The following is a 23641-nucleotide window of genomic DNA, read 5'->3' on the forward strand; positions in this document are numbered from 1 at the left end:
AGTATTAATAGATTGTTGTATGTTATTCGAATTCAGCATCGCTGTTCAGGGCTTTCGAGGTAGGGTCGGCCGCCGTCTGTGCATCGCTGGAGGGCGATGGCTCGGGGGCAGCTCCGGTACCGGCATCGACCAGCAGCGGAATCTGTGCGTCGTGCTGTTTCTGTTCTTCCAGCTTGGCAGTGTAGCGGCTCACGCTCAGTATCATGCCGATGTAGGCACAGTTGATGAACGTCGAGGTTCCACCCTTGCTGATGAGGGGCAACGGCTGTCCGGTGACGGGGGCCAGTCCGACAGCTACCATCATGTTGAACATGGCCTGCGTGACCAGCAGCAGGGCGATGCCCATGATGAGGAATGCCGGAAAGGTGCGGTCGCACTTCTTCGCGATGCGTCCTACGCGTACCAGCAGGCAGATGTAGAGGAAGACAACTACGGCGCCGCCTACCAGACCCAGCTCTTCGATGATGATGGCGAAGATGAAGTCGGAAAAGGCCTGGCTCAGGAAGTCGCGCTGCACGGAGTTACCCGGTCCCTTGCCTATGACGTGGCTCGTAGCCACAGCAATGCGGGCGTGGGCTACCTGTCCGTCGCCGTCGATGTCGAACTTGGCGGCGGGCACTTCTTCCTTGCTGGCAAAGTCGGCGATACGCGACTTGACGGTGGTGAAGCGGTGGCCCATCGGAATTTTCTCAAGAGTCTTGTCGGGCGTGGCCAGCAGGAACGACACGAATACCACCAGGAAGGCGGCGATGCCTCCGCCTAGCAACAACAGCTTCTTGGCCTGGACGCGTCCGATGAACATCATCAGGTAGACGGTGCCGAAGAGCAGCATTCCCGTGGAGTAGTTTTCGGGCAGGATGAGGCCGCACACGATGCACGTGATAATCATGATTCGCTTGAAGGCCTTCGGGCTGGCTCCGTTTTCGTCCTGACCCTTCGACAGAATGAAAGCGGTGACTATGACCACGGCCATCTTGGCTATCTCCGAAGGCTGGAACTGGATGCCCATGAACGTCATCCAGCGGGCGGCACCGTTGACGCGGTCGCCCGTGACGAAACCCATCAGCATGACGAAGGCAAGCAACCCGATGGAGAGCGGCAGCAGGAACACGGGGAACACCTGGAACCACTTGTAGGGAATGTTGTGAACCAGTACCACTATGACTGCTCCCACCATCAGCAGGATGCTGTGCTGCGTGATGGGTGCCCAGTGGTCGCCGCTTTTGTAGGTCAGCGTACTGGCGGCACTGAACACTTCGATGATGGAGATGAGACAAAGAAAGAGGAAGATGATCCAGATGACCTTGTCTCCTTTGAATATGCTTTTTAGTAAATCCACGTTAGTCGATAATTGAGTTATATGGTTTCTACAGTTTCGTTGTTGCTCCGGGCGGCTTTTGAGGCCTCTCAGGAGGTGTCTGGCAGGGTGCCCGAGCCGTGCAAGTGTGGCTCGTGAGCCGTGCAAGTGTTTCTCGCGAGCCGTACAAGTGTCTCTCACGAGCCGTGCAAGTGTCCTGCAAACGCATGTCCGGCAGTCCTTCCGGAGGATGCCGTCGGGCATCCTTCAACCGGTGTGGAATGCATGTTCAGGGATTACAGTTCGCGGACGTACTTCTTGAACTGGTCGCCGCGGTCTTCGTAGCTCTTGAAGAGGTCGAACGAGGCGCAGCAGGGGCTCAGCAGCACGGTTTCACCTTTCTTGGCCAGGCGGAAGGCAGCTTCGACGGCATCCTTCATACCCGTCTGCACGTCGGCTACGGGCAGGCCTAGGCGGTCGAAGAAGTCGTGCAGCTTCTCGTTGTGCAGGCCCAGGTAGACCAGCGCCGAACACTTCTCGCGTACCAGGTCTTCGATTTCGGTGTAATCGTTGCCCTTGTCCTTGCCGCCTAGGATGAGGACGGTCTTCGTGGTCATGCTCTGCAGGGCATACCAGCAGGAGTTGACGTTGGTGGCCTTCGAGTCGTTGATGAAGTGTACGCCGCGCACGTCGCAGACTTTTTCGAGTCGGTGCTCCACGCCCTTGAAGTCGGACAACGCCTTGCGGATGTATTCCTTCTTGATGCCCGCCAGATTGGCCGAGATACCGGCTGCCAGCGAGTTGTACAGGTTGTGCGTGCCGCGCAGCGCCAGTTCTTCCTGCTCCATGTTGAAGGCGATGGGAGCGTTTATCTCTACTTCGCCGTCTTCCACGTAGGCGATGGCTCCTTCTTCCTTGACGGCCGAGAAGGGGTACAGATGCGCCTTCAGTCCGTGCTTGGCCAGTTCGCGCTTGATGATGGGGTCGTCGTTCCAGAAGACGAAGGCATCGTCGGGCGTCTGGTTCTGCGTGATGCGGAATTTGGCATCGACGTAATTCTGCATGCAGTGGTCGTAGCGGTCCAGATGGTCGGGGGTGATGTTCATCAGCACGGCGATGTTAGCGCGGAACTTGTACATGTTGTCCAGCTGGAAGCTGCTCAGCTCGATGACGTAATAGTCGTGCTGCTCGGTGGCTACCTGCAGGGCCAAGCTGTTTCCGATGTTTCCGGCCAGACCGACGTTCAGCCCTGCGCTCTTGAAGATGTGGTAGATGAGCGAGGTGGTCGTGGTCTTACCGTTCGAACCGGTGATACAAATCATTTTGGCATCGGTATAACGTCCGGCAAACTCTATTTCGGAGATGACGGGGATGCCTTTTTCCTTCAGTTTCAGAATCAGGGGGGCGTCGTTGGGGATGCCGGGGCTTTTCACCACTTCATCTGCGTTCAGAATCAGCTCCTCCGTGTGGTGTCCTTCTTCCCAGGCAATGTCGTACTTGTTCAGCAGCTCCTTGTATTTGTCTTTGATCGCGGACATGTCGGAAACAAACGTATCCAGTCCCTTCACCTTGGCCAGTACGGCAGCACCTGCGCCGCTTTCGCCGGCTCCTAATACTACAATCCGAGTTCTCTTTTCCTTTTCCTCCCCGGCAGGGAGAGCGGTAGAGTTACTTCTGTCTGTACAATTACTTTCCTGTTTCATATCTTGTTCTTCTAATGTTCAGTTTTTGTTTTTTCTGTCTCTCAGTCACCTTCTCCCCTCCCTTTGGGGGAGGGGTTGGGGGAGAGGCCTTTTATCTTATCTTCAGTGTAATGATGGTGATGGCTGCCAGCACGATGGTTACAATCCAGAAGCGGACGGTGATCTTCGATTCATGGAACAGCTTTTCGGGGCTCTTGAAGACTACGCTGCATCCCGGTTCTACCAGACTCATGCTGGTGCGGAAGTGGTCGTGGATGGGCGTACGCTTGAAGAGGCGTTGTTTCACTCCCTTCCGTTTGCCTGCTTTGTAGTAGACGCGCTGCAGAATGACAGAAAGATTCTCGACCAGGAACACGCCGCACAGAATCGGGATAAGCAGTTCCTTGTGGATGATGATGGCAAACACGGCGATGATGCCGCCGATGGTCAGACTGCCGGTATCGCCCATGAAGACCTGTGCCGGGTAGGCGTTGTACCACAGGAAGCCTATCAGCGCACCGATGAAGGCGCAGATGAAGATAACCAGTTCTTCCGAGCCCGGTATGTACATGATGTTCAGGTAGCCGGCATACTCAATGTGGCTTGATACGTAAGCCAATATGCCCAGCGTTACGCCGATAATGGCCGAGTTTCCGGCTGCCATGCCGTCCATGCCGTCGTTCAGGTTGGCACCGTTGCTCACAGCCGTCACTACGAAGATGGTGACCAGCACGAACAGCACCCATCCTGCGGTCTGTGCGTGTTCGCCCAGAAAGCCCATCAGGTCGGCATAGTCCAGGTTGTTGCTCTTGAAGAAGGGGATGGTGGTTTGCGTCGCCTTTATCTCTTTGGCGGCATGCACCACTTCCACCTGTCCGTCGGGCTGGGGGATTTCGATGTTTTCGCGTATCACCACTTGCGGGCTCAGGTACAGCGCCAGTCCCACGATGAGGCCCAGACCTACCTGACCGATAATCTTGAACTTGCCGTGCAGGCCTTCCTTGTCTTTCTTGAAAATCTTGATGTAGTCGTCGGCAAATCCGAGCGAACCCAGCCATACGGTCGTAATCAGCATCAGCACCATGTAGATGTTCTCCAGTCTGCCCAGCAGCAGGCAGGGGATAAGTATGGCAAAGATGATGATGACACCTCCCATGCTCGGCACACCCACTTTGTTCACGCCAAAGGGGTCGATGCTGGCATCGCGCTGTGTTTCGGTGATTTGTTTCCGCTTCAGCAGGTCGATGAACTTGTCACCCCAGATACTCGAAATGAGCAGGGCCAGAATGACAGCCATCAGCGAGCGGAACGACGTGTAGGCGAACATACCCGCGCCGGGGAAGTCGTATTTGTCCAGCCATTGGAATAAATAATACAGCATATCAGTCTTTTAGTTTATCAGTTTCTATATTTACCAAAGTTTCCCATTGTTCGTTTTTCGAAGCTGGCCTTCGTTTCCTTTCTCCTTAGGAGAGGGGCAGGAGGGAGATGCTTTACTCGCCGTTCATGATTCGGGTCACTTCCTCCTTATCGTCGAAGTGATGCTTTACGCCCTTCACTTCCTGATAGTTTTCGTGTCCCTTGCCGGCGATGAGGATGACGTCGCCCGGTTGTGCCAGCATGCAGGCCGTCTTGATGGCGTCGCGGCGGTCGACGATGCTGATGGTTTTCTGCATGTCGTCCTTGTCGAGTCCGGCCAGCATGTCGTTGATGATGTCCTGCGGTTCTTCGAAGCGGGGATTGTCGCTGGTGATGATGACACGGTCGCTCAGTCGGGCCGATTCCTTGGCCATGATGGGGCGTTTGCCTTTGTCGCGGTTGCCGCCGGCACCTACTACGGTGATTACTTTTCCTTTGCCTTCCAGTACGCCGTGGATGGCGTTCAGCACATTGACCAGTGCATCAGGCGTGTGGGCATAGTCCACGATGGCGGTGAAACCTTTGGGCGAGCGCACCGCGTCGAAGCGGCCGGCCACCGGGTGCAGGGTGCTCAGGGCCACCAGTACGTCTTCTTCCTTCTTGCCCAGCAATACGGCAGCGCCGAATACAGCCAGCAGGTTGGAGGCATTGAAGCGTCCGATGAAGTGAACGGCTACTTCGTGGTTATTGAAGTCGAGCAACATGCCTTCGAAGTGTGACTCCAGTACGCGGCCTTTGAAGTCGCTCAGGCTGCGCAACGAATAGGTGTACACCTGCGAGCGCGTGTTCTGTGTCATCACCAGGCCGTTCTTGTCGTCCAAGTTGGTCAGGCTGAATGCGCCTTTAGGCATGTCGTCGAAGAATTTCTTTTTGGCTTTGAGATAGTTCTCCACCGTCTTGTGGTAATCCAGATGGTCGCGCGTCAGGTTCGTGAAGATTCCTCCGGCAAAGCGCAATCCACTGATGCGTTTCTGTGCAATGGAGTGCGAGCTTACCTCCATGAAGGCATACTTGCAGCCGCTGTCGGCCATCTCGCCCAGCAGACGGTTCAGTGTGATGGGGTCGGGGGTTGTATGTTCGGTGGGCACGGCACGGTCGTCGATGTAGTTGCACACGGTCGATATCAGTCCCACCTTATAGCCGAAGTAACGGAAGGTGTGATATAATAAGGTAGCGATGGTGGTCTTTCCGTTGGTACCGGTTACGCCTACCAGCTCCAGTTTCGAGGTCGGATCGCCGTAGAACAGGGTGGCAACCTTGCCGACAGCTTCTTCGCTGTCTTTCACCTGTATGTAAGTGATGCCTTCCTTGCGTTCATCGGGCAGGTCTTCGCACAGGATGGCGACGGCTCCCTTCTCGATGGCGGCCGGAATATAGGCATGGCCGTCGGTCTGTGTGCCGTGCATGGCCATGAACAGGTGTCCGTCGGCTATCTGTCTTGAATCGATGTTTACTCCGTTTATTTCCGTTTCCGTACTTCCGATAATCTGTATCGGTTGTATCGTCTTAAGCAATTCGTTCAGTTTCATGTCTTTTGTTCTGATAACGGATAACGGGGTGTTTCCCGTTAGCTTGTTTATTCTATACCTTATTATATATACTGTCTTTTCTCTTTGTTGTTTTGGTTTTCCGGGCAGTTAGCTTTGCCTGAAGTTCCGGAATGCTTAGTTGTGCATGGTCAGCAGGATGGTCTGACCTTTCACGACACGACTTCCACCTGCAATGGACTGCCGCTTCACTCGTCCCACTCCGCTGATTCTTACCTTCAGCCCCTGTTTCTCCAGCAAATAGACCGCATCCTTGGCTCCCATTCCGATGACGCTGGGCACGGTATTGTCTGCTATCTCCTGGCTTTGCAGGATAACGGCGCTGGGAGCTGCCTGAGTGTGTCCCCATACGTCGGTGCCTTTCTTTCCGTCGGTTACCTCGCCCTGAACGGGTACATTCAGGCTGTTCAGTACGTACGAGGCTTCACGCAAGTCGCCGGCTTTGACCGGGGGAATCACGTTTGTGGTACTGTCTATTGCGTTGCTCAGGTCGAAGCGCAGGTTCTTGGCATATACCCTTTCGGCTATCTTGCTGAAAACACTTCCCGCCATCAAACCTCCCGAGGCCGGTAGTCCGGACTTCTGTATGGCGACGATGCAGCTATACTTCGGTGCTTCCGAGGGGAAGTATCCGCAGAAACTTACCAGATAGTTGGTGCGTCCGGTTTTGTATCCGGCTGCGCCTTGCGAAATCTGTGCGGTTCCTGTTTTCCCCGATACCGAGAACTGTTTGCTTCCTGCCGGTTTGGCCAGTCCTTCCGAAACGACTTTCCGCAGAATCTCACGAATTTGCGTGAGGGTATGGTCGGAGCAGATTTTCGGATTGATGACTTCGGTTGGGTACTCTTGGACAACTTCTCCGTCCTTTACGGCTGCCTTGACAAACTTGGGGCGTACCATTACGCCGTTATTGGCAATGGCATTGTAGAACGTCAGGGTATTGAGCGGTGGAAGCTGTGTTTCGTAACCGATACTCATCCAAGGCAGGGTAGTCTTGGCAAAGTAGCGTTCTTTGGGACCTTTTATGTTTGGCTTTCCCTCGCCGGGTATCTGCAGATGCAGGGGCTGGTCGAGGCTCATACGCTTCAGCCCGTCCACATACTTCTGAGGGTCGTCCTTGTAGTACTTGTCTATCAGGTACGATACACCTACGTTGGACGATACTTCCAGTATGCGTGTGACGTTGATCTTTCCATATCCTCCGCGATGCCAGTTGTGGTCTTTCATTTTGCTGCCGTACATGTTCATAACACCATTGCCGGTATCGACTTCGGTGTCGGGCGTAATCTTTCCGTCTTCAAGGGCCACCATAATGGAGGCTGTCTTGAAGGTAGAGCCCGGTTCGAGCATGTCGCTGATGGCGTTGTTGCGCATTTCGTAGTAATTGCCATCGCCGGCTTTCATCATGTTGACGATGGCTTTTACTTCGCCCGTCTGCACTTCCATCAGTACGGCTACACCTACACTGGCGTTGAGTTCCTTCAGTTTATCAACCAGTGCTTTCTCGCAAATATCCTGCATATCGACATCGATGGTCGAGATAATGTCGCATCCGTCTACCGGCGGCAGGTCGACAATGTTCAGGTACTTGTTCATCACTTTCTGGCGGTGTGTGATACCGTTGCGTCCTTTCAGCAGGGTATCGAAAGCCAGCTCAATTCCGTTCTTTGCTCCCTGAGCCGTGTCGGCGTAAAGGTCGCCCAAAGTTCGGGCTGCCAGCGAGCCGAAAGGTTTCTTGCGCTGGTTGAATATCTGTTCGTGGAAACCTCCCTTGTATTTGTTCATCTTGAATACAGGCAGCCTTTTGGCTTCCTTGTACTGGATGTACGAAATACGGCGGCTTCGGCTGGGCAGGATGTTGTAGTTGCGGCTTTTCATCTTGCGCCCTTTCTTCAGATGGGCTTTAAACGTGGCGACAGAGTACTCCGGGAATATTTTGTTCAGCCCGATGCAGATGGAGTCGAGGTTGGCATTCCAGACAGAGTCTTTGCGGTGTTGTTCTTTCTTTCTGCGCTTCTCGTCGCGTTCGCCCGTCATGAAGTCCATGAAGATCTTGTACTCGGGAAGCGAGCTGGCCATCAGTTTACCGTCGGCGGAGAGAATGTTTCCGCGGTTGGGCTTGATGGTGACGTTCTCTTTGACGAAGCGGTCGGCCACATCCTGCCAGTACTGCCTCTCGGCGAACATGATGATGGCGCCTTTGGCAATAATAAATACTCCTATCACACCCATGATGAGCATGACGAAGAAGTAACGGGTCATTATGTTTCGTTTATTGACAGCCAATGTTGTTTAGTTTTTATCGTTCAAATGGAATATGTTTATTTGTTCTTTATCAGGTATGGCGGATTGGTCGAAGTTTGCAGGTCGCTTTCTTTGGTGGCGATGTATTCTTCGATTTTCGACTGCCGGCTTCTTTCCAACAACTCAGAACTACGTGTCAATGCATCGTATTTGATGTCGATCAGTTCTTTCTTCAGCCGGTCAATCTCTATCAGCTGTTGTTGAGCGGCGTATCGGTTGTGGATATAGAAGATGACAAGAACCATGATGAGCACAATCAGCTTGCTCTGGCGGCGGAAGAAGTCAGCAGCCAGAATGTCGCCTCCGATGATGTTCTTCCATGCAGTGCGTCTTCTTATCTTTTCGTTCTTCTTTTCTTCTGTATGTTCGTTGTTGCCCATAATTGCTTCTTTCTATTTGTTATCGGCATTATCGGTCTTTTCTGCAATTCGCAGCTTGGCGCTTCTTGAGCGCGGGTTGCGTTCTATTTCGTCATCGTCGGGGACAATCACTTTGTTGTTGACCAGGCGGAACGGAGTCTTCACGTTACCAAAGAAGTCTTTCTCGGCTTTGCCTTCGACGTTGCCGGTCTTCATGATGTTTTTCACCATGCGGTCTTCCAGCGAGTGATAGGTGATGACTACGAGCCTTCCTCCGGGGCGCAGGGCTTCGGTAGCTGTGTAGAGCATCTCTTTCAGTGCTTCCATTTCCTGATTGACTTCGATGCGTAGAGCCTGAAAGACTTTAGCCAGTTCTTTCTTCTCGCGTTCCCGTCCGAAGAGAGGCTTGACAATGTCGAGAAACTCGCCGATGGTCGAGACAGCCTGTGTGCTTCGTGCCTTGACGAGGACCGATGCCAGTTTGCGGCTGTTCTTCAGTTCGCCATACAGGTAGAAGATGTTGGCCAGGCGTTCTTCGTCGTAGGTGTTGACAATGTCGGCGGCGGTTAGTCCGGCCCGTTTGTTCATGCGCATATCCAAAGCCCCGTCGAAGCGGAAGGAAAAGCCCCGTTCGCTGTCGTCAAAGTGGTGGGAGGATACGCCCAAGTCGGCCAATATCGCATCCACTTGCTCAATGCCATGATAGCGCAGAAAGTTGTGCAGATAGCGGAAGTTGCTACGCACGAACGTGAAGTGCGGATTGTCCACAATATTGCGCTCGGCGTCTTCGTCCTGGTCGAAACTCAGCAGACGGCCGCCTTCGCCCAGTCGCGAAAGTATTTCGCGCGAGTGTCCGCCTCCGCCGAATGTAACGTCGACATACGTTCCGTCGGGGCGTATGTTCATTCCGTCTACGCTGGGTTTCAGCAGTACCGGTATGTGATATGTCTGTTCTTCATTTGCCATTTCTTTTTCTCCTTTGCTTTGGGTTGGTGTGCTTTCAGGGCATTGGGTTCTGGTATTGGCTTTCGATTGCGTCTTCCGGTAGGCAGGTTTCGTCGCCCAGTACTTCCTGCAAGGCCTGGCTGAACTCTTCGGGCGACATGAAGGGCTGTTCGGCCCGTTCCTTCGCCCAAATTTCAATGGTGTTGTCCATGCCAATGAAGCGCACGTCGCTTTGTATGCCTGCCATTTGCAGGTAGCGTTTAGGAATCAGGATGCGTCCGTTTCCGTCGGGCACTACGATTTCGGCATCGCTGACGAACTGGCGGAAGATGGCCTGTTGTCGTGCGTTCCACTTGTTCAGCCGTTGGCGGAGCTGGTTCTGGGTGCTGAACCACACGCTTTCGGGGTAGAGCACCAGGCAGTCCTGATAGACGTCTTTGCGCAACACGAGCCGTTCTTCGGAGGCGGCCTGAAGCTGCTTCCTGAAACCAGCAGGGATAAAGACTCTTCCTTTAACGTCTGCTTTGGCCTCGATGTTGCCTAAAAAACGTATCATATCTACCTTATTATAATAAGCGACTGTAAAAGTACATAATTCCCCACAATTCCCCACAATGTTTTAACCAAAATCTTTATAAGAAGTTTTCAACACCCTGTTGATGACTTATCCGTTTGAGAATGAAGAATATGCTGTATCCCTTTACTGGTGGGCAATCTGTGGGTTAGGGCATTGTGCGGATGGCTGTTGGGGAGTGGCGTAAAGTGGGGGAAAAAGAAAGAAGAGCTTAAGTGGAGTATGTTCCGCTTAGCTCTTCTTGTCGACACAACTAAAATTTACGATGGTTATTTCATTTGCAGGCTGTGCCTGGCGTTGGCTGTTGCTAAATGTGTTGTTTGGCCAGTCGGCCCGCCCGGTTTGTTGCCATGGGCGAGCCGGCCAAACTTGAATATGTATGGAGAAAGATTGGGAAATCAGACAAAGTCCTTGAGGTCCTGCTGAAGCTTTTTGCGGGTGAAGAAGATACGGCTCTTCACTGTGCCAAGCGGCAGGTTCAGTTTTTCGGCTATCTCGCGGTACTTGAACCCTGCTACATGCATGGAGAAGGGGAGCTTGTACTCGCGTGGCAGCGTGTTGACGATGCGGTGCATTTCCTTCAGGTCGTAGGCGGCTTCGGTACTTTCGAAGGCTGTGTCGCGCGGCAGGTTCAGGTGGTAGAGCTGGTCGGTCTGATCCACGAATGTCTGGTCGCGCACCACTTTGCGGTAGTTGTTGATGAAGATGTTCCGCATTATCGTATATATCCAACCCTTAAAATTAGTGTCGGGCATGTATTTGTCCTTATTGTCGAGTGCTTTGAGCGATGTCTCCTGCAGCAAGTCGTTTGCCTCCTCGCGGTCGGCAGTCAGTTTGTATGCAAAGCGCAAGAGCTCGTCTTGTATTCCTACTAAGTCGTTTTGAAATGCGATGCTGTTCATAAAATGTGCTTTGTTTTGGTTTTTACTTGTTCTTTCAGGTGATTTCTTGTGCAAGTTTACGAAACTTCTTTGGCTTGGGCCGACCGAAAACAGACATTATTAGGGGGAAAAACTATCAATTGATAGGTTTTATGTGAGTTTTGATAGATTTTGGGTGCAGTTTTCGGTTAAATGTTTGCAATTAATAAAAAAGATGAATTAATTTTGCGCACTCATTTCATTGTAAAGAAGAATGGCTGATGACTCTTTGTTTTTGATTGACATTGACAGAATTCTTCGGGAGAAAGCTCCGAAGCAGTCGAAGTATATACCTAAGTTTGTCGTCTCTTATCTGAAACACATTGTTCACCAGGATGAACTGAATGTCTTTTTGCGAGAGTCGAAAGACAAGGTTGGTGTGGATTTCCTGAAAGCCAGTCTCGACTTCCTCGATGCCACGATTGTGGTAGAAGGGAAAGAGAATCTGCCGAAAGACGGGCTTTGCACTTTTGTCTGCAATCACCCGCTGGGCGGACAGGACGGACTGGCGCTGGGCTACGTGCTAGGCTCGTTCTACGACGGCAAGGTGAAGTATATGGTCAACGACCTGCTGATGAATCTCCGCGGACTGGCTCCCCTTTGCATCCCTATCAACAAGACCGGACGTCAGGCGAAAGATTTCCCGAAGCTGGTGGAGGCCGGCTTTGCATCCGACAATCATCTGATAATGTTTCCCGCCGGGCTTTGCTCGCGGCGTCGCAACGGTGTGATCCGCGACCTGGACTGGAAGAAGACATTCATTGTAAAGAGTGTACAGTCGCACCGCGACATCGTGCCCATTCACTTCGAAGGAAGAAACTCCGACTTCTTTTACAATCTGGCCAACTTCTGCAAGGCTATCGGCCTGAAGTTCAACATTGCGATGTTGTATCTGGCTGACGAAATGCTGAAGAACCGCCACAAGACTTTCACCATCACCATAGGCAAGCCGATTCCCTGGCAGACGTTTGACAAGTCGAAGACGCCGACCCAATGGGCGCAGTATGTGAAAGACATCGTTTATAAACTGAAAATAGAGAATTAACAATAGAGTTAGGTAAAGAGAGATATGGAAGATATTATTGAACCTATCAGTAAGGAACTGCTGAAAGCGGAGTTGACCGAAGACAAGCGCCTGCGAATGACCAACAAGAGCAACAACCAGATTTATATCATCACGGCGCAAGACTCTCCCAACACCATGAAGGAGATTGGCCGTCTGCGCGAGATTGCATTCCGTGCGGCAGGCGGAGGAACCGGCATGTCGATGGACATTGACGAGTTCGACACCATGGAGCATCCTTACAAGCAGCTGATTGTATGGAATCCCGAAGCAGAGGAAATTCTGGGAGGTTACCGGTATATTTTGGGCACCGATGTGCGCTTCGACGAGCACGGAGCTCCTATTCTGGCTACTTCGCACATGTTCCACTTTTCGGAGAAGTTTTTGAAAGAGTATCTTCCTACCACGATCGAGCTGGGACGTTCGTTTGTGACGCTGGAGTACCAGTCTACACGTGCAGGAAGCAAAGGTCTGTTTGCTTTGGACAACTTGTGGGACGGGTTGGGCGCGCTGACCGTAGTAATGCCCAATGTGAAGTATTTCTTCGGCAAGGTGACCATGTACCCCAGCTACAACCGCAAGGGACGCGACATGATTCTGTACTTCCTGCGCAAGCATTTCGGCGATAAGGAGGGACTGATTGTTCCCATGGAGCCGTTGCAGCTGGAGTCGGACGAGAAGGAACTTGCCGCACTGTTCTGCAAAGACACGTTCAAGGAAGATTATAAGATTCTGAACGGCGAAATCCGTAAGCTGGGCTACAACATTCCGCCGCTGGTGAACGCTTACATGAGCCTGAGCCCCACAATGCGTATGTTCGGCACCGCCATCAACTACGGCTTTGGCGACGTGGAAGAGACCGGCATCCTGATTGCCGTCGACGAGATTCTGGCCGAGAAGCGTATGCGTCACATCCAGTCGTTCATCGAGAGCGAACCGGATGCGTGCCACCTGACTTCGGGGGTGAATAAACTGTTCTACCCCAGCAAGTAATAATGTAAGTAGGGGGGGTACTGACAGGCATCCCTTTGGTTTCAGTACGCCCTTCTTCGCTTGTATTTAAGAAATAGTAGGCAGACTGTTGCCGTTTATCTTACGGTAGAGGTCGAGCGCAAAGACGTCGGTCATGCCCGAAATATAATCCAATACCGCCTGTATTCTTTCGTGGAATACAGGCGAATTTATTTTGTACTGGCTTGACACGCGGTTGATGAGTAACTGGGAGTAAGCCTTCTCCGGGGCACACACGGCGTCGGTCATCAGCTGGAGCAGGGTGCCGATGATGCGGAAACCGGCCAGCTCGATGTCGAGTACGTCGCGCGAGCGGTAGATGCGTTCGAACGAAACGTCGGCGCAGTGTTCGTAGGCCGAGGCGGGCAGGGAGTCGATGTGGCGGATGAGTGGTCCCTCGAACGTACCGGCCAGGATGGCCTGCTGGTTCTCCAAAAAGACGCGGGTACACTCGCGTATCAGTAGTCCGATGACGCACGAACGCAGGTAGGCTATCTGTTCGTTGGTGTCGCTCACTATCTGCAGGGTCTTCTGCATGCGTGCTTTCCGCTCGTCGGTGAAGAACGACAGCATCAGTGCCTGCGTCTCGGCCGTGGTCATGATCTTCAGCTTGTGGGCGTCCTCCAGGTCCATCATCTGGTAGCAGATGTCGTCGGCGGCTTCGACGAGGTAGACCAGCGGGTGGCGGGCATACTTCAGCGGAGCGTCGTTCAGCTTCTGCATGCCCAGCTCTTCGGCAATGCGGCGGAAGCTGTCTTCCTCGGTGGTGAAGAAGCCGAACTTCGACTTTTTGCCGGTCAGACTCGACGAGTAGGGGTACTTCACGATACTGGCCAGCGTGGAGTAGGTCAGCACGAAGCCGCCGCGGCGGCGTCCCTCGAACTGATGGGTGAGCAGACGGAAGGCGTTGGCGTTGCCTTCGAAGTGCGTCAGGTCGCTCCACTCGGCGTCGGTCAGACGGTCGCGCAGAGCCAGTCCGCCGCCTTCGGAGAAGAAGGTGGAGATGGCACGTTCGCCCGAGTGCCCGAAGGGCGGATTGCCCAGGTCGTGCGCCAGGCAGGCGGCAGAGACGATGGAACCGATTTCGGCCAGGAAGGTTTCGTGCAGTTCGGGCTGGCTGGCCAGCAGGGCGCGTGCTACGTCGTTGCCCAGCGAGCGTCCTACGCACGACACTTCGAGGCTGTGCGTCAGTCGGTTGTGCACAAAGATGCTGCCCGGCAGGGGGAATACCTGCGTCTTGTTCTGCAACCGCCGGAAGGGGGCGGAGAAGATGAGTCGGTCGTAGTCGCGCTGAAATTCCGAGCGGTTCTCGGGATGCTCGGAGTGATATTCTTCCAGTCCGAAGCGCTTGGCGGAGAGGAGTTGGTTCCAGTTCATCATGTTGCGTTCCTTATGTTTTACCGTCTGCAAATGTATCACTATTTTCCGACAGAAAAAATGCTTCCTTTCATTTTGACACTTTGTCGCGCCGGTCGCCTTAGAATCGCGTTTTTCGTCCGGAGGTGCGGCGCACCGGCTGTTTTCGAAGCGGAAACTGCTTATCTGTCTGTCGGATAGTATGGTAGCGAAATGCTTACAAATATTCTGGAGGCGAAAGATGCTTCTTGCCTTCATTCAGTGCCCTCTTCGCATCCGTCGTCTGCTTTCTTCCCGAGCCGCACAAGCAATCCGGTCGAGCCACACAAGCATTTCAGCCGAGCCGGACAAGCGTTGCTCTCCTTCCGCACAAGCATTCCGGCGCAGTGCAGCATCGTCTCCGGCGCATAGGTATGCACAATTCGGTTCTTTTTCACGTATATTCATGCGCTTTTCTGCATATCGGCTGCTTCCGGTTTCCCTGCTTTGCAGGTTTTGTCGGAAGGCGTTGTTGCTGAAACGGGCGTTTTTCTGTCTTTTTGCTTGCTTTTGGTCTGGATTTTCGTCAGATTGATTTCTGGAACTCAGCCTTTGCCCACGGCTTCGAACGTGTTTCTCATTATTTAACTGCAAAATTGTGTCCGTTTGCTCCAAAATCTGTATTTTTGCCCGTTAAAACGAGGCCTGCTTTTCGTCGTCATCCGTCGGTAGGGCAGGCGCCAAATACCGAACAAGAATATGCTGAACGTACAGATTATCAATAAATCGAAGCATCCGCTTCCGGCTTATGCCACTTCGCTCTCGGCGGGAATGGACATCCGCGCCAATCTGACAGAACCCATTACGCTGGCTCCCATGCAGCGCTGCCTGGTACCCACGGGGCTTTACATCGCCTTGCCTGCGGGCTTCGAGGCGCAAATTCGCCCGCGTAGCGGACTGGCTTTGAAGAAGGGCATCACCGTGCTCAACTCGCCCGGCACCATCGATGCCGACTATCGCGGTGAGGTCTGCATCATCCTTGTTAACCTGTCGGCCGAGCCTTTCGTCATCGAAGACGGCGAACGCATCGCCCAGATGGTGATAGCCCGCCACGAGCAGGCCGTGTGGCAGGAAGTGGAAGTGTTGGACGAAACAGAACGTGGAGCCGGAGGTTTCGGCCACACGGGCAAAAACTAACGAACAAACGTAGCATGAAACTCGGAATAAAAATATTGCTCGCGCTCTGGATGAGCGCCCTGTGTATGACTTCCTATGCCGCCATCGTAGGCGGACTGCCCGGCGGCCTGGCGGCATCGGCTGCCATCGCAGGTGCTCACACCGCCGCCAACAAGAAGAAGCCCGACGCCAAAAAGCCGAAGAAGAAGCGCAACAAGCAAAAGCGTCAGGCCGAAGCCGCTCCCGTGCCCCAACTCACCGAGGAACAGCAGCGCAAGTTCGACTACTACTTCCTCGAAGCCATCCGCCTGAAGCAGGCGGGCGACTACGATGCTGCCTTCGACTTGTTGCAACACAGTCTTGCCATCAATCCGCACGACGCTTCGGCTTTGTACGAGTTGGCTCAGTACTACCTCTACCTGAAGCAGCCTGCCCGTGCCACGGCCACCATCGAACAGGCCGTAGCTGCCGACCCCGACAATTACTGGTACGCCCAGGCCTTGTCGCAGCTCTACCTGCAGCAGAACGAGGCCGAAAAGGCAACCGTCCTGCTTGAAGATATGGTGCAGCGCTTTTCCACCCGTATTGACCCTCTGTACAGCCTGCTCGAAATCTACAACCAGCAGGAAGACTACGACCGGGTGCTCGACGTGCTGAACCTGCTCGAACAGCGCATGGGCAAGAACGAACAGCTCAGCCTTGAGAAGTTCCGCATCTATCTGCGCAAGGGCGACAACAAGCGCGCTTTCGGCGAGATGGAGAACCTTGTGGCCGAATATCCCCAGGACCTGCGCTACCGCGTTGTGCTGGGCGACGTCTACTTGCAGAACGGCAAGAAAGACGAAGCCTACGACATCTACCAGCAGGTGCTTGCCGAAGAACCCGACAACGCCATGGCCATGTACTCGCTGGCAAGCTATTACGAAGAAACGGGTCAGGACTCCCTCTACCAGCAGCAACTCGACTCCCTGCTGCTCAACCGCAAGGTGACGCCCGACATCAAGTCCAACATCATGCGCCAGCTCATCATCCGCAACGAGCAGGCCGACGGCGACAGCTTGCGCATCATCACCCTCTTCGACCGCATCATGCAGCAAGACCCCGACGAGCCCGACCTGCCCATGCTCTATGCACAGTACCTCCTGTCGAAAGGCATGAACCAACAGTCGCTCCCCGTGCTCAGACGCGTGCTCGATATCGATCCTACCAACACGGCTGCCCGTATGACACTTTTGGGCGAAGCCGTACGGCAGAACGACAATAAAGCTGTGGTCGACCTCTGCGAGGCCGGAGTAGAATCCAATCCCGATATGCTCGAATTCTACTTCTACCTGGCCATCGGCTACAACCAGGACAATCGCACCGCCGACGTGCTTTCCACCTGTCGGAAAGCACTGGAACGCGTCACCCCCGAAAGCAAGAAAGATCTCGTGTCCGACTTCTATGCCATCATGGGCGATGCCTACCACACCGACGGCATGACCGAGCAGGCCTATGCCGCCTACGACTCAGCACTGGTCTACAAGTCCGATAACATCGGCGTGCTCAACAACTACGCCTACTACCTTTCGCTCGAACGTCGCGACCTCGACCGTGCCGAGGAAATGAGCTATCGCACCGTCAAGGCCGAGCCGGGCAATGCCACCTACCTCGACACGTACGCCTGGATTCTCTTCGAAAAGGGCAACTACGCCGAGGCACGTCTCTACATCGACGACGCCATGAAGAACGGCGGCGGGCAGAGCGAGGACGTCGTAGAGCATTGCGGCGACATCTACTACATGACAGGCGACGTGGACGGTGCCCTGAAGTACTGGAAACAAGCCCTCGACATGGGATGCAAGTCGCCCAAGCTGAAAGAAAAAATCGAGAAGAAGAAGTACATTCCTGCCGACTGACACCATTGGCCGGCATCGGTCTGCTTCTTCCCGCCGATAACGAAACCATATATATCAACCGATAATATCCGAAACAATGACCGATAACACTCCCATTCTGCGTTCCGCTGCCGTGCGGACACCGTTCTTCACCGCCCGCCTCTGCCTGCGGCTGATGCTTCTTGTGTTGCTGACCGTAAGTCTGGCCGGCTGTAAGACCTCGCGCAAGGCCGAAAGCCATGGTGCACAGTCCCTCTGCCTGTCGTCGAAAGTCCGTCTGACCATCCCTCACAAGGATGCCACGTTCACCGTAAGCGGCACTATGAAACTGAAGAGTGGCGAGCGTATGCAGCTTTCCTTCCTCATGCCTATCCTGCGCACCGAGGTAGCCCGAATGGATATTACGCCCGATGAGGTGTTGCTCGTCGACCGTATGGGGAAACGCTACGTGCGTGTCACCCGTGGCGAACTTCGCGGCATGCTGCCCCGCAAGGCCAACTTCGAGAATCTGGAGAAGATGCTCTTCAAGGCTTCGCGTCCAGGTGCCAAGAACTGGATCGACGGCAAGGAGCTGGGGCTGAAAGACCTCGAAAAGTGCCGCATCGAGCTGACCGAGTTCTCCAACAAACCCATCAATCTGACGCCCACCGAAGTTTCTTCCCGCTATCGCGAAGTGACGCTGGAAGAGCTGCTCGAAATGCTGCTCGACCTTTCCGCCTGAGCCCAAGGCGGTCGCCGGAGTACTGAACAACGTTGAATTTATAAGTCCCTAACCGTTTCCGAAATGTCCCGAATACTGATTCTTCTCTTCCTCTTGTGCACCTGTGCATCGCCGCTTCTGGCTCAGTCGAACAAACTGATCAAGGAGCTGGAAAACAAGCGTGGCGACTTGCAGAAACAGATTGCCGAGACCGAAACCCTGTTGAAGTCTACCAAGAAAACCGTGGGCAGCCAGCTGAACGGCCTTGCCGCACTGACCGGACAGATAGAAGAACGGAAACGTTACATCCTCAGCATCAACCGCGACATGGAAGCCATCGAGCAGGAACTTTCCTCGCTCAACCGCCAACTCACTACGTTGCGCCGTCAGCTTAAGGAGAAGCGCCAGAAGTATGCCGCTTCCGTGCGTTACCTGTACAAGAACCGTTCGGTTGAAGAAAAGCTGATGTTCATCTTCTCTGCCGAAAACCTGGCACAAACCTACCGCCGTCTGCGTTACGTGCGCGAGTATGCCACCTACCAGCGTCTGCAAGGCGAAGAAATTCAGAAAAAGCAGCAACAGATTGCTGCCAAGCAAGCCGAGCTGAAACAGGTGAAGCAGGCCAAGGAAAGTCTGCTGAAGGAGCGTGAAGCCGAAAAGGGAAAACTGGAGGCGCAGGAGAAAGAGAAACGCACCCTCATTGCCAATCTGCAAAAGAAGCAGCGCGGACTGCAGAACGAAATATCGCGCAAACGCCGCGAGGCCAACCAACTGAATGCCCGTATCGATCGCCTGATAGCCGAAGAGATAGAGAAGGCACGCAAGCGGGCCGAGGAAGAAGCCCGTCGCGAAGCTGCCGCACGCCGTAAGTCAGAGGGGACTAAAAGCGGCTCGTCGGGCACCAAGTCGAAAGCTGCTCCGTTGGAGCGGTTCAACATGAGCAAGGCCGACCGCGAACTGTCGGGCACCTTTGTCAGCAACCGCGGCAAGCTGCCCATGCCCATCACGGGTCCTTACCTCATCACCAGCCACTACGGGCAATACAGCGTCGAGGGGCTTCGCGGGGTGAAGCTCGACAACAAGGGTATCGACATCCAGGGCAAGCCCGGCGCACAGGCACGTGCCATCTTCGACGGTAAGGTAGCTGCCGTCTTCAAGCTAAACGGCCTGTTCAACATCCTTGTCCGCCACGGCGCCTACATCTCCGTCTATTGCAACCTTTCTTCAGCCTCCGTCAAGACGGGCGACACGGTGAAGACCCGTCAGTCGCTCGGTACCGTCTTCTCCGATGCTTCCGACGGCGGTCGCACCGTTCTCCACTTCCAGCTCCGCAAGGAGAAGGAAAAGCTGAATCCGGAGGGGTGGCTGGAGCGTTGATACTGTTTAGGGGTAACAGGTTTACAGCTGTGCTCCGTCCAGCAACTCCAGATACAGTCCGATAGCCTCTTCTATTTCTTTTACGAAAATGAATTCGTCGGCCGTGTGCGAGCGGGCGCTTTTGCCGGGACCCATCTTCATCGAGGGACACGACAGCAGGGCCTGGTCGGAGAGGGTGGGCGAGCCGAAAGGTGTGCGACCCAGGGCGACGGCGCGTTGCACCAGCGGATGCTTGGGCGATACGTGTGATGAACTCAGTCGGAAGGAGCGGGCCTTGGCCTGACAATGGATGTGGCGGGTGATTTCGTCGAACAATGCCTGATTGGTGTAACACTCGTTGCTGCGGATGTCCACCACGAACGTACAGCGGTCGGGGATGACGTTGTGCTGGGTGCCGGCATTGACCATGGTTACGCTCATCTTGACAGGACCCAGCAGGGGCGATACTTGCTCGAAGCGGTAGTCGCGAAACCAGGCGATGTCGTCCAGCACCTTGTAGATGGCGTTGTCGCCTTCTTCGCGGGCAGCGTGTCCCGAGCGGCCTGTGGCAGTGACGTCGAGCACCATCAGACCCTTTTCGGCAATGGCGGGTTGCATTTCGGTAGGTTCGCCCACGAGGGCAAACGCCAGGGGCGGCAGTTCGGGAAGCACGCATTCGATGCCTCCGGCGCCGGAAACTTCTTCCTCGCACGAAGCCAGGTAGATCAGGTTGTAGTGCTGGCGTGTGCGACACAGCTGGAGGAACACTTGCAGCAGACTGACAAGGCTGGCACCGGCATCGTTGCTGCCCAGTCCGTAGAGTTTGCCGTTAGGTTCCAGTTGCGGGGTAAACGGATCTTTCCGCCAGCCGTTGACGGGCTTCACGGTGTCGATGTGCGAGTTGAGCAGCAGGGTCGGTTTGTTCAGGTCGAACATGGGGCTGAGGCACCACACGTTGTTACCTTTTCGTCCGGTATCCATTCCCTGCATTTCGATGTAGCGTTGCAGGAAGTCGGCCGCCTGTTGTTCGTCGCGGCTTACGGAGGGGATGGCTATCAGCGACTTCAGCAGGCCGATGGCGTCCGAAGCCAGGGTAGGTATGTCGTAGGTCATAAGCAGAAGTTTGATTTTACTGTTGCAAACTTACGGATAAAAAGTGAAAGACAACGCACGCCGCTGTGGAAAAAACTCATCGTTGGCAGTGCATTTCTGGGACACAAGTGTGGCTCGCGAGCCGTGCAAGTGTTTCTCGCGAGCCGTACAAGTGTCTCTCACGAGCCGTGCAAGTGTGGCTCAAAGTGCCCTTTTGTAGGGTCTAGGGCGATATCGGGTGGGTGGTAAAAAAGAGGTGTGGGCAACTCCGTTACCTGGCGGCTTGCGGAATTGCCCACACAAGAAGAGGAAGTAATTTCCTCGGTATATTCTTCGGTTATAAGAAGTACACGAGTGAAATCATCAGATTGCGGTTCTTGTTGCCGCTGTCTTCGATGTTGTCAATCAAGCCCCAGTCGTAGCCGATGGATAACTGGTATTTTTGATTCAGTTCTACGCCTGCTTTCAGCCCCAGACCAAAGTCAAAGCGTTTCATGGCATCGTCACCGAAGACATTGACAGAAGTGTCTTCGCCTTCCATCAGTTCACCGCTGGCTTTTGCTTTGCCGAACAGTCCGATGCCAATGTAAGGACCGAAGTTGCCGAAGATAGCAAACTTGTCGTTAACGGCATATTTGTAACCCATGTGAATAGGGATTTCCAGATAGAAAGGATTGTATTTAACAGATCCTGCAGGGCCAAGATCTACTTTGGCACCTTTCAGCGAGAGTAGTGCTCCCATGTCCAGATAGATTCCATCGGCCAGTTGGGGAAGTCCCATTTCGGCCTTTACACCGGCATGGAAACCGATGCGGCTGTCGAATCCGCTTACCGAGAAGTTGCTTGAATTAAGACCTGCGGTGATACCCCACTTAAGACTCTCCTGTGCATTCATGCCCGAAATGCCGGCCACTAATAATGCTACTAATGCTAAAAACTTTTTCATGCTTGTTAAAATTTAAGGGTTACTCAATTGCAAATATAGGAATATATTTGATTTTTTGTTAATCGGCAGGTAAGAAAATCAGGTAATTCTTGTTTTTTGTATAGGAATATCCCGCTTGGGAGGTTTTGCTCCGAATATTTTATCATAAGGAGGCAGATAGTTTCAAATGAAACCACTACCTTTGCAAAACATTAACCAATTTTATAACAGACATGGCTTATCATCATTTGTCCGTCATGGTACACCGCCAGGCGGAGAAGTATGGAGATAAAGTAGCCCTGAAATACAGGGACTATGAAAAAGCACAGTGGAACGCTGTCTCCTGGAACGAATTCTCGCAGACAGTGCGCCAAGTGTCCAATGCCCTGCTGACGCTGGGTGTGGAAGTTCAGGAAAACATCGGCGTCTTCTCGCAGAACAAACCCGAATGTCTTTACGTGGACTTCGGCGCCTATGCCGACCGTGCTGTCACCATCCCGCTTTATGCCACCAGTTCGCCTGCACAGGCGCAGTATATCATCAACGATGCCGGCATCCGTTACCTCTTCGTTGGCGAACAGTTTCAATACGACGCCGCCATCCGTGTGTTCGGCATGTGTCCGTCGCTCAAGCAAGTTATCATCTTCGACCGCAAGGTGCAGAAAGACGCCCGCGACCAGTCGATGTCCATCTACTTCGACGAGTTCCTTGCACTGGGCAAGGGGCTGCCGCACGAAGCCGAAGTAGAGAAACGCACAGCAGAAGTGGCCGACAGCGACATTGCCAACATTCTGTACACTTCGGGCACGACAGGCGAACCAAAAGGCGTCATGCTGATGCACTACAACTACATGGAAGCCTTCCGTACGCACGAAATCCGTATCCCTTCGCTGACGGACAAAGACGTTTCGATGAACTTCCTGCCGCTGACGCACGTCTTCGAGCGTGGCTGGACCTACGTCTGCCTGCAACGCGGTGCACAAGTCTGCATCAACCTGCATCCGCAGGACATCCAGATGACCATCAAGGAGATACGCCCCACGGTGATGTGCAGCGTTCCCCGCTTCTGGGAGAAGGTCTATCAGGGCGTGCAGGAACGCATCAATCAGGAGACCGGTCTGAAACGGGCCATGATACTGGATGCCATCAAGGTAGGGCGGGCGTACAACCTGGACTACCTTCGTCAGGGAAAGACACCGCCCCTGATGCTCCACATGAAATACAAGTTCTACGAAAAGACCGTCTATGCCATCCTGAAGAAGACCATCGGCATCGAGAACGGCACCTTCTTCCCCACGGCAGGAGCCGCCGTGTCCAACGAAGTGTGCGAGTTTGTCCATTCGGTAGGCATCAACATGGTGGTGGGCTACGGACTGACCGAATCGACGGCCACCGTGTCCTGCTTCCCGCCCGTGGGCTTCGAGCTGGGTTCGGTGGGCGAGGTGATGCCCGACCTGGAAGTGAAGATAGGCGAGAACAACGAAATCCTGCTGCGTGGTAAGACCATCACGCCCGGCTATTACCGCAAACCGGTATCCACCGCCGCCGCTTTCGACAAGGACGGATGGTTCCATACGGGCGACGCCGGACGTCTGGAAGGCCGCGTGCTCTACCTGACCGACCGCATCAAGGACCTGTTCAAGACTTCGAATGGCAAATACATCTGTCCGCAGGCTTTGGAGACGAGGTTCATCATCGACCGCTACATCGACCAGGTGGCCATCATAGCCGACGAACGCAAGTTTGTCTCTGCCCTCATCGTCCCCGTTTACGGGCTGGTGGAGGCTTATGCCAAGGAGAAAGGCATCGCCTACAACAGTATGGAAGAGTTGTTGCAGCATCCCAAGATACAGGCTCTGTTTCGTGCCCGCATCGACACCCTGCAGCAGCAGTTTGCCCACTACGAGCAGGTGAAGCGCTTCACGCTGCTGCCCAAGCCCTTCAGCATGGAGCGCGGCGAACTGACGAACACGCTGAAACTGAAACGTGCTGTTGTGGCACAGAACTACAAGGATGTCATCGACCGCATGTACGAGGAGTAAGTCCGTCGCACACGGAG

20 protein-coding genes are annotated in these 23641 nt (G+C 54.0%); 7 read left to right on the plus strand and 13 right to left on the minus strand.

The annotated features are described in order from the left end of the window. Positions 1–22 precede the first annotated feature (22 nt). The 9 genes from BQ5591_RS03140 to BQ5591_RS03180 all read right to left on the minus strand — a co-directional run bounded on the left by BQ5591_RS03140 (position 23) and on the right by BQ5591_RS03180 (position 11029). Positions 23–1339 (minus strand): FtsW/RodA/SpoVE family cell cycle protein, encoded by a 1317-nt coding sequence (locus tag BQ5591_RS03140; RefSeq protein ID WP_071148401.1) that lies wholly within the window; start codon positions 1337–1339, stop codon positions 23–25. Positions 1340–1593: 254 nt separating this feature from the next. After that, positions 1594–3000 (minus strand): UDP-N-acetylmuramoyl-L-alanine--D-glutamate ligase, encoded by a 1407-nt coding sequence (murD, locus tag BQ5591_RS03145; protein ID WP_235817031.1) that lies wholly within the window; start codon positions 2998–3000, stop codon positions 1594–1596. A 91-nt stretch (positions 3001–3091) separates the two neighbouring features. Next, positions 3092–4360 carry a phospho-N-acetylmuramoyl-pentapeptide-transferase gene (gene mraY, locus BQ5591_RS03150; RefSeq protein ID WP_071148402.1) on the minus strand — a complete coding sequence of 423 codons (1269 nt, stop codon included), beginning with the start codon at positions 4358–4360 and terminating at the stop codon, positions 3092–3094. Between the two features lie 112 nt (positions 4361–4472). After that, positions 4473–5927 carry a UDP-N-acetylmuramoyl-L-alanyl-D-glutamate--2,6-diaminopimelate ligase gene (locus BQ5591_RS03155; RefSeq protein ID WP_071148403.1) on the minus strand — a complete coding sequence of 485 codons (1455 nt, stop codon included), beginning with the start codon at positions 5925–5927 and terminating at the stop codon, positions 4473–4475. Positions 5928–6062: 135 nt separating this feature from the next. Beyond that, on the minus strand, positions 6063–8207 hold the full coding sequence (locus BQ5591_RS03160) for a penicillin-binding protein (RefSeq protein ID WP_071148404.1): 2145 nt from the start codon (positions 8205–8207) through the stop codon (positions 6063–6065). A 59-nt stretch (positions 8208–8266) separates the two neighbouring features. Next, positions 8267–8629 (minus strand): FtsL-like putative cell division protein, encoded by a 363-nt coding sequence (locus BQ5591_RS03165; protein WP_022162785.1) that lies wholly within the window; start codon positions 8627–8629, stop codon positions 8267–8269. Positions 8630–8641: 12 nt separating this feature from the next. Continuing rightward, on the minus strand, positions 8642–9574 hold the full coding sequence (gene rsmH, locus BQ5591_RS03170) for a 16S rRNA (cytosine(1402)-N(4))-methyltransferase RsmH (RefSeq protein ID WP_071148405.1): 933 nt from the start codon (positions 9572–9574) through the stop codon (positions 8642–8644). A 34-nt stretch (positions 9575–9608) separates the two neighbouring features. Next, a complete protein-coding gene (gene mraZ, locus BQ5591_RS03175; RefSeq protein ID WP_071148406.1) occupies positions 9609–10109 on the minus strand; it encodes a division/cell wall cluster transcriptional repressor MraZ in 501 nt (166 codons plus the stop codon). 416 nt (positions 10110–10525) lie between these two features. Beyond that, on the minus strand, positions 10526–11029 hold the full coding sequence (locus tag BQ5591_RS03180; protein ID WP_022162788.1) for an RNA polymerase sigma factor: 504 nt from the start codon (positions 11027–11029) through the stop codon (positions 10526–10528). A gap of 232 nt (positions 11030–11261) precedes the next feature. Here BQ5591_RS03180 and BQ5591_RS03185 point away from each other — a divergent pair, with 232 nt between their 5' ends. Continuing rightward, entirely contained in the window at positions 11262–12092 is an 831-nt protein-coding gene (locus tag BQ5591_RS03185) for a lyso-glycine lipid O-acyltransferase GlsA (protein WP_071148407.1), read from the plus strand. Between the two features lie 24 nt (positions 12093–12116). Then, on the plus strand, positions 12117–13103 hold the full coding sequence (locus tag BQ5591_RS03190; protein ID WP_022162790.1) for a glycine N(alpha)-acyltransferase GlsB: 987 nt from the start codon (positions 12117–12119) through the stop codon (positions 13101–13103). A 66-nt stretch (positions 13104–13169) separates the two neighbouring features. On the opposite strand, the gene BQ5591_RS03195 is transcribed toward BQ5591_RS03190, so the two are convergent. Together BQ5591_RS03195 and BQ5591_RS21325 are read right to left on the minus strand one after the other, a co-directional pair. Further along, positions 13170–14501: a deoxyguanosinetriphosphate triphosphohydrolase gene (locus BQ5591_RS03195; RefSeq protein WP_071148588.1), complete on the minus strand. Its 1332-nt coding sequence runs from the start codon at positions 14499–14501 to the stop codon at positions 13170–13172. A 234-nt stretch (positions 14502–14735) separates the two neighbouring features. After that, positions 14736–14924: a hypothetical protein gene (locus BQ5591_RS21325; protein ID WP_159434425.1), complete on the minus strand. Its 189-nt coding sequence runs from the start codon at positions 14922–14924 to the stop codon at positions 14736–14738. Between the two features lie 294 nt (positions 14925–15218). Here BQ5591_RS21325 and dut point away from each other — a divergent pair, with 294 nt between their 5' ends. The 4 genes from dut to BQ5591_RS03215 all read left to right on the plus strand — a co-directional run bounded on the left by dut (position 15219) and on the right by BQ5591_RS03215 (position 19586). Beyond that, positions 15219–15653, plus strand: a complete 435-nt coding sequence (gene dut / locus BQ5591_RS03200; protein WP_071148589.1) for a dUTP diphosphatase — start codon at positions 15219–15221, stop codon at positions 15651–15653. A gap of 14 nt (positions 15654–15667) precedes the next feature. Continuing rightward, positions 15668–17530: a tetratricopeptide repeat protein gene (locus BQ5591_RS03205; protein WP_071148408.1), complete on the plus strand. Its 1863-nt coding sequence runs from the start codon at positions 15668–15670 to the stop codon at positions 17528–17530. 154 nt (positions 17531–17684) lie between these two features. Continuing rightward, the gene (locus BQ5591_RS03210) at positions 17685–18230 is read left to right on the plus strand and encodes a DUF4292 domain-containing protein (protein ID WP_071148590.1); all 546 of its coding nucleotides are present in this window, start codon (positions 17685–17687) and stop codon (positions 18228–18230) included. Between the two features lie 63 nt (positions 18231–18293). Next, positions 18294–19586, plus strand: a complete 1293-nt coding sequence (locus BQ5591_RS03215) for a murein hydrolase activator EnvC family protein (protein ID WP_022163877.1) — start codon at positions 18294–18296, stop codon at positions 19584–19586. Positions 19587–19607: 21 nt separating this feature from the next. On the opposite strand, the gene BQ5591_RS03220 is transcribed toward BQ5591_RS03215, so the two are convergent. Both BQ5591_RS03220 and BQ5591_RS03225 read right to left on the minus strand, forming a co-directional pair. After that, on the minus strand, positions 19608–20678 hold the full coding sequence (locus BQ5591_RS03220) for a M20 family metallo-hydrolase (RefSeq protein ID WP_071148409.1): 1071 nt from the start codon (positions 20676–20678) through the stop codon (positions 19608–19610). Between the two features lie 316 nt (positions 20679–20994). After that, positions 20995–21603, minus strand: coding sequence for a porin family protein (locus tag BQ5591_RS03225; RefSeq protein ID WP_022163875.1), 609 nt, complete (start codon positions 21601–21603; stop codon positions 20995–20997). Positions 21604–21815: 212 nt separating this feature from the next. Here BQ5591_RS03225 and BQ5591_RS03230 point away from each other — a divergent pair, with 212 nt between their 5' ends. Continuing rightward, a complete protein-coding gene (locus BQ5591_RS03230; protein ID WP_071148410.1) occupies positions 21816–23624 on the plus strand; it encodes an AMP-dependent synthetase/ligase in 1809 nt (602 codons plus the stop codon). The last annotated feature ends 17 nt before the right edge of the window (positions 23625–23641 follow it).

Source organism: Bacteroides ndongoniae (genome assembly GCF_900108345.1).
Taxonomy (GTDB): Bacteria; Bacteroidota; Bacteroidia; order Bacteroidales; family Bacteroidaceae; genus Bacteroides; species Bacteroides ndongoniae.

What these genes read in the sequence shown, in the direction of transcription:
- BQ5591_RS03185 (WP_071148407.1), top strand. Translation starts at nt 11,262, where the DNA reads ATGGCTGATGACTCTTTGTTTTTGATTGACATTGACAGAATTCTTCGG.
- BQ5591_RS03205 (WP_071148408.1), top strand. Translation starts at nt 15,668, where the DNA reads ATGAAACTCGGAATAAAAATATTGCTCGCGCTCTGGATGAGCGCCCTG.
- BQ5591_RS03220 (WP_071148409.1), bottom strand. Translation starts at nt 20,678, where the DNA reads ATGACCTACGACATACCTACCCTGGCTTCGGACGCCATCGGCCTGCTG.
- BQ5591_RS03160 (WP_071148404.1), bottom strand. Translation starts at nt 8,207, where the DNA reads ATGACCCGTTACTTCTTCGTCATGCTCATCATGGGTGTGATAGGAGTA.
- BQ5591_RS03215 (WP_022163877.1), top strand. Translation starts at nt 18,294, where the DNA reads ATGTCCCGAATACTGATTCTTCTCTTCCTCTTGTGCACCTGTGCATCG.
- BQ5591_RS03210 (WP_071148590.1), top strand. Translation starts at nt 17,685, where the DNA reads ATGCTTCTTGTGTTGCTGACCGTAAGTCTGGCCGGCTGTAAGACCTCG.
- BQ5591_RS03190 (WP_022162790.1), top strand. Translation starts at nt 12,117, where the DNA reads ATGGAAGATATTATTGAACCTATCAGTAAGGAACTGCTGAAAGCGGAG.
- BQ5591_RS03230 (WP_071148410.1), top strand. Translation starts at nt 21,816, where the DNA reads ATGGCTTATCATCATTTGTCCGTCATGGTACACCGCCAGGCGGAGAAG.
- BQ5591_RS03155 (WP_071148403.1), bottom strand. Translation starts at nt 5,927, where the DNA reads ATGAAACTGAACGAATTGCTTAAGACGATACAACCGATACAGATTATC.
- mraZ (WP_071148406.1), bottom strand. Translation starts at nt 10,109, where the DNA reads ATGATACGTTTTTTAGGCAACATCGAGGCCAAAGCAGACGTTAAAGGA.
- BQ5591_RS21325 (WP_159434425.1), bottom strand. Translation starts at nt 14,924, where the DNA reads ATGAATATACGTGAAAAAGAACCGAATTGTGCATACCTATGCGCCGGA.
- BQ5591_RS03195 (WP_071148588.1), bottom strand. Translation starts at nt 14,501, where the DNA reads ATGATGAACTGGAACCAACTCCTCTCCGCCAAGCGCTTCGGACTGGAA.
- BQ5591_RS03180 (WP_022162788.1), bottom strand. Translation starts at nt 11,029, where the DNA reads ATGAACAGCATCGCATTTCAAAACGACTTAGTAGGAATACAAGACGAG.
- mraY (WP_071148402.1), bottom strand. Translation starts at nt 4,360, where the DNA reads ATGCTGTATTATTTATTCCAATGGCTGGACAAATACGACTTCCCCGGC.
- murD (WP_235817031.1), bottom strand. Translation starts at nt 3,000, where the DNA reads ATGAAACAGGAAAGTAATTGTACAGACAGAAGTAACTCTACCGCTCTC.
- BQ5591_RS03165 (WP_022162785.1), bottom strand. Translation starts at nt 8,629, where the DNA reads ATGGGCAACAACGAACATACAGAAGAAAAGAAGAACGAAAAGATAAGA.
- BQ5591_RS03225 (WP_022163875.1), bottom strand. Translation starts at nt 21,603, where the DNA reads ATGAAAAAGTTTTTAGCATTAGTAGCATTATTAGTGGCCGGCATTTCG.
- rsmH (WP_071148405.1), bottom strand. Translation starts at nt 9,574, where the DNA reads ATGGCAAATGAAGAACAGACATATCACATACCGGTACTGCTGAAACCC.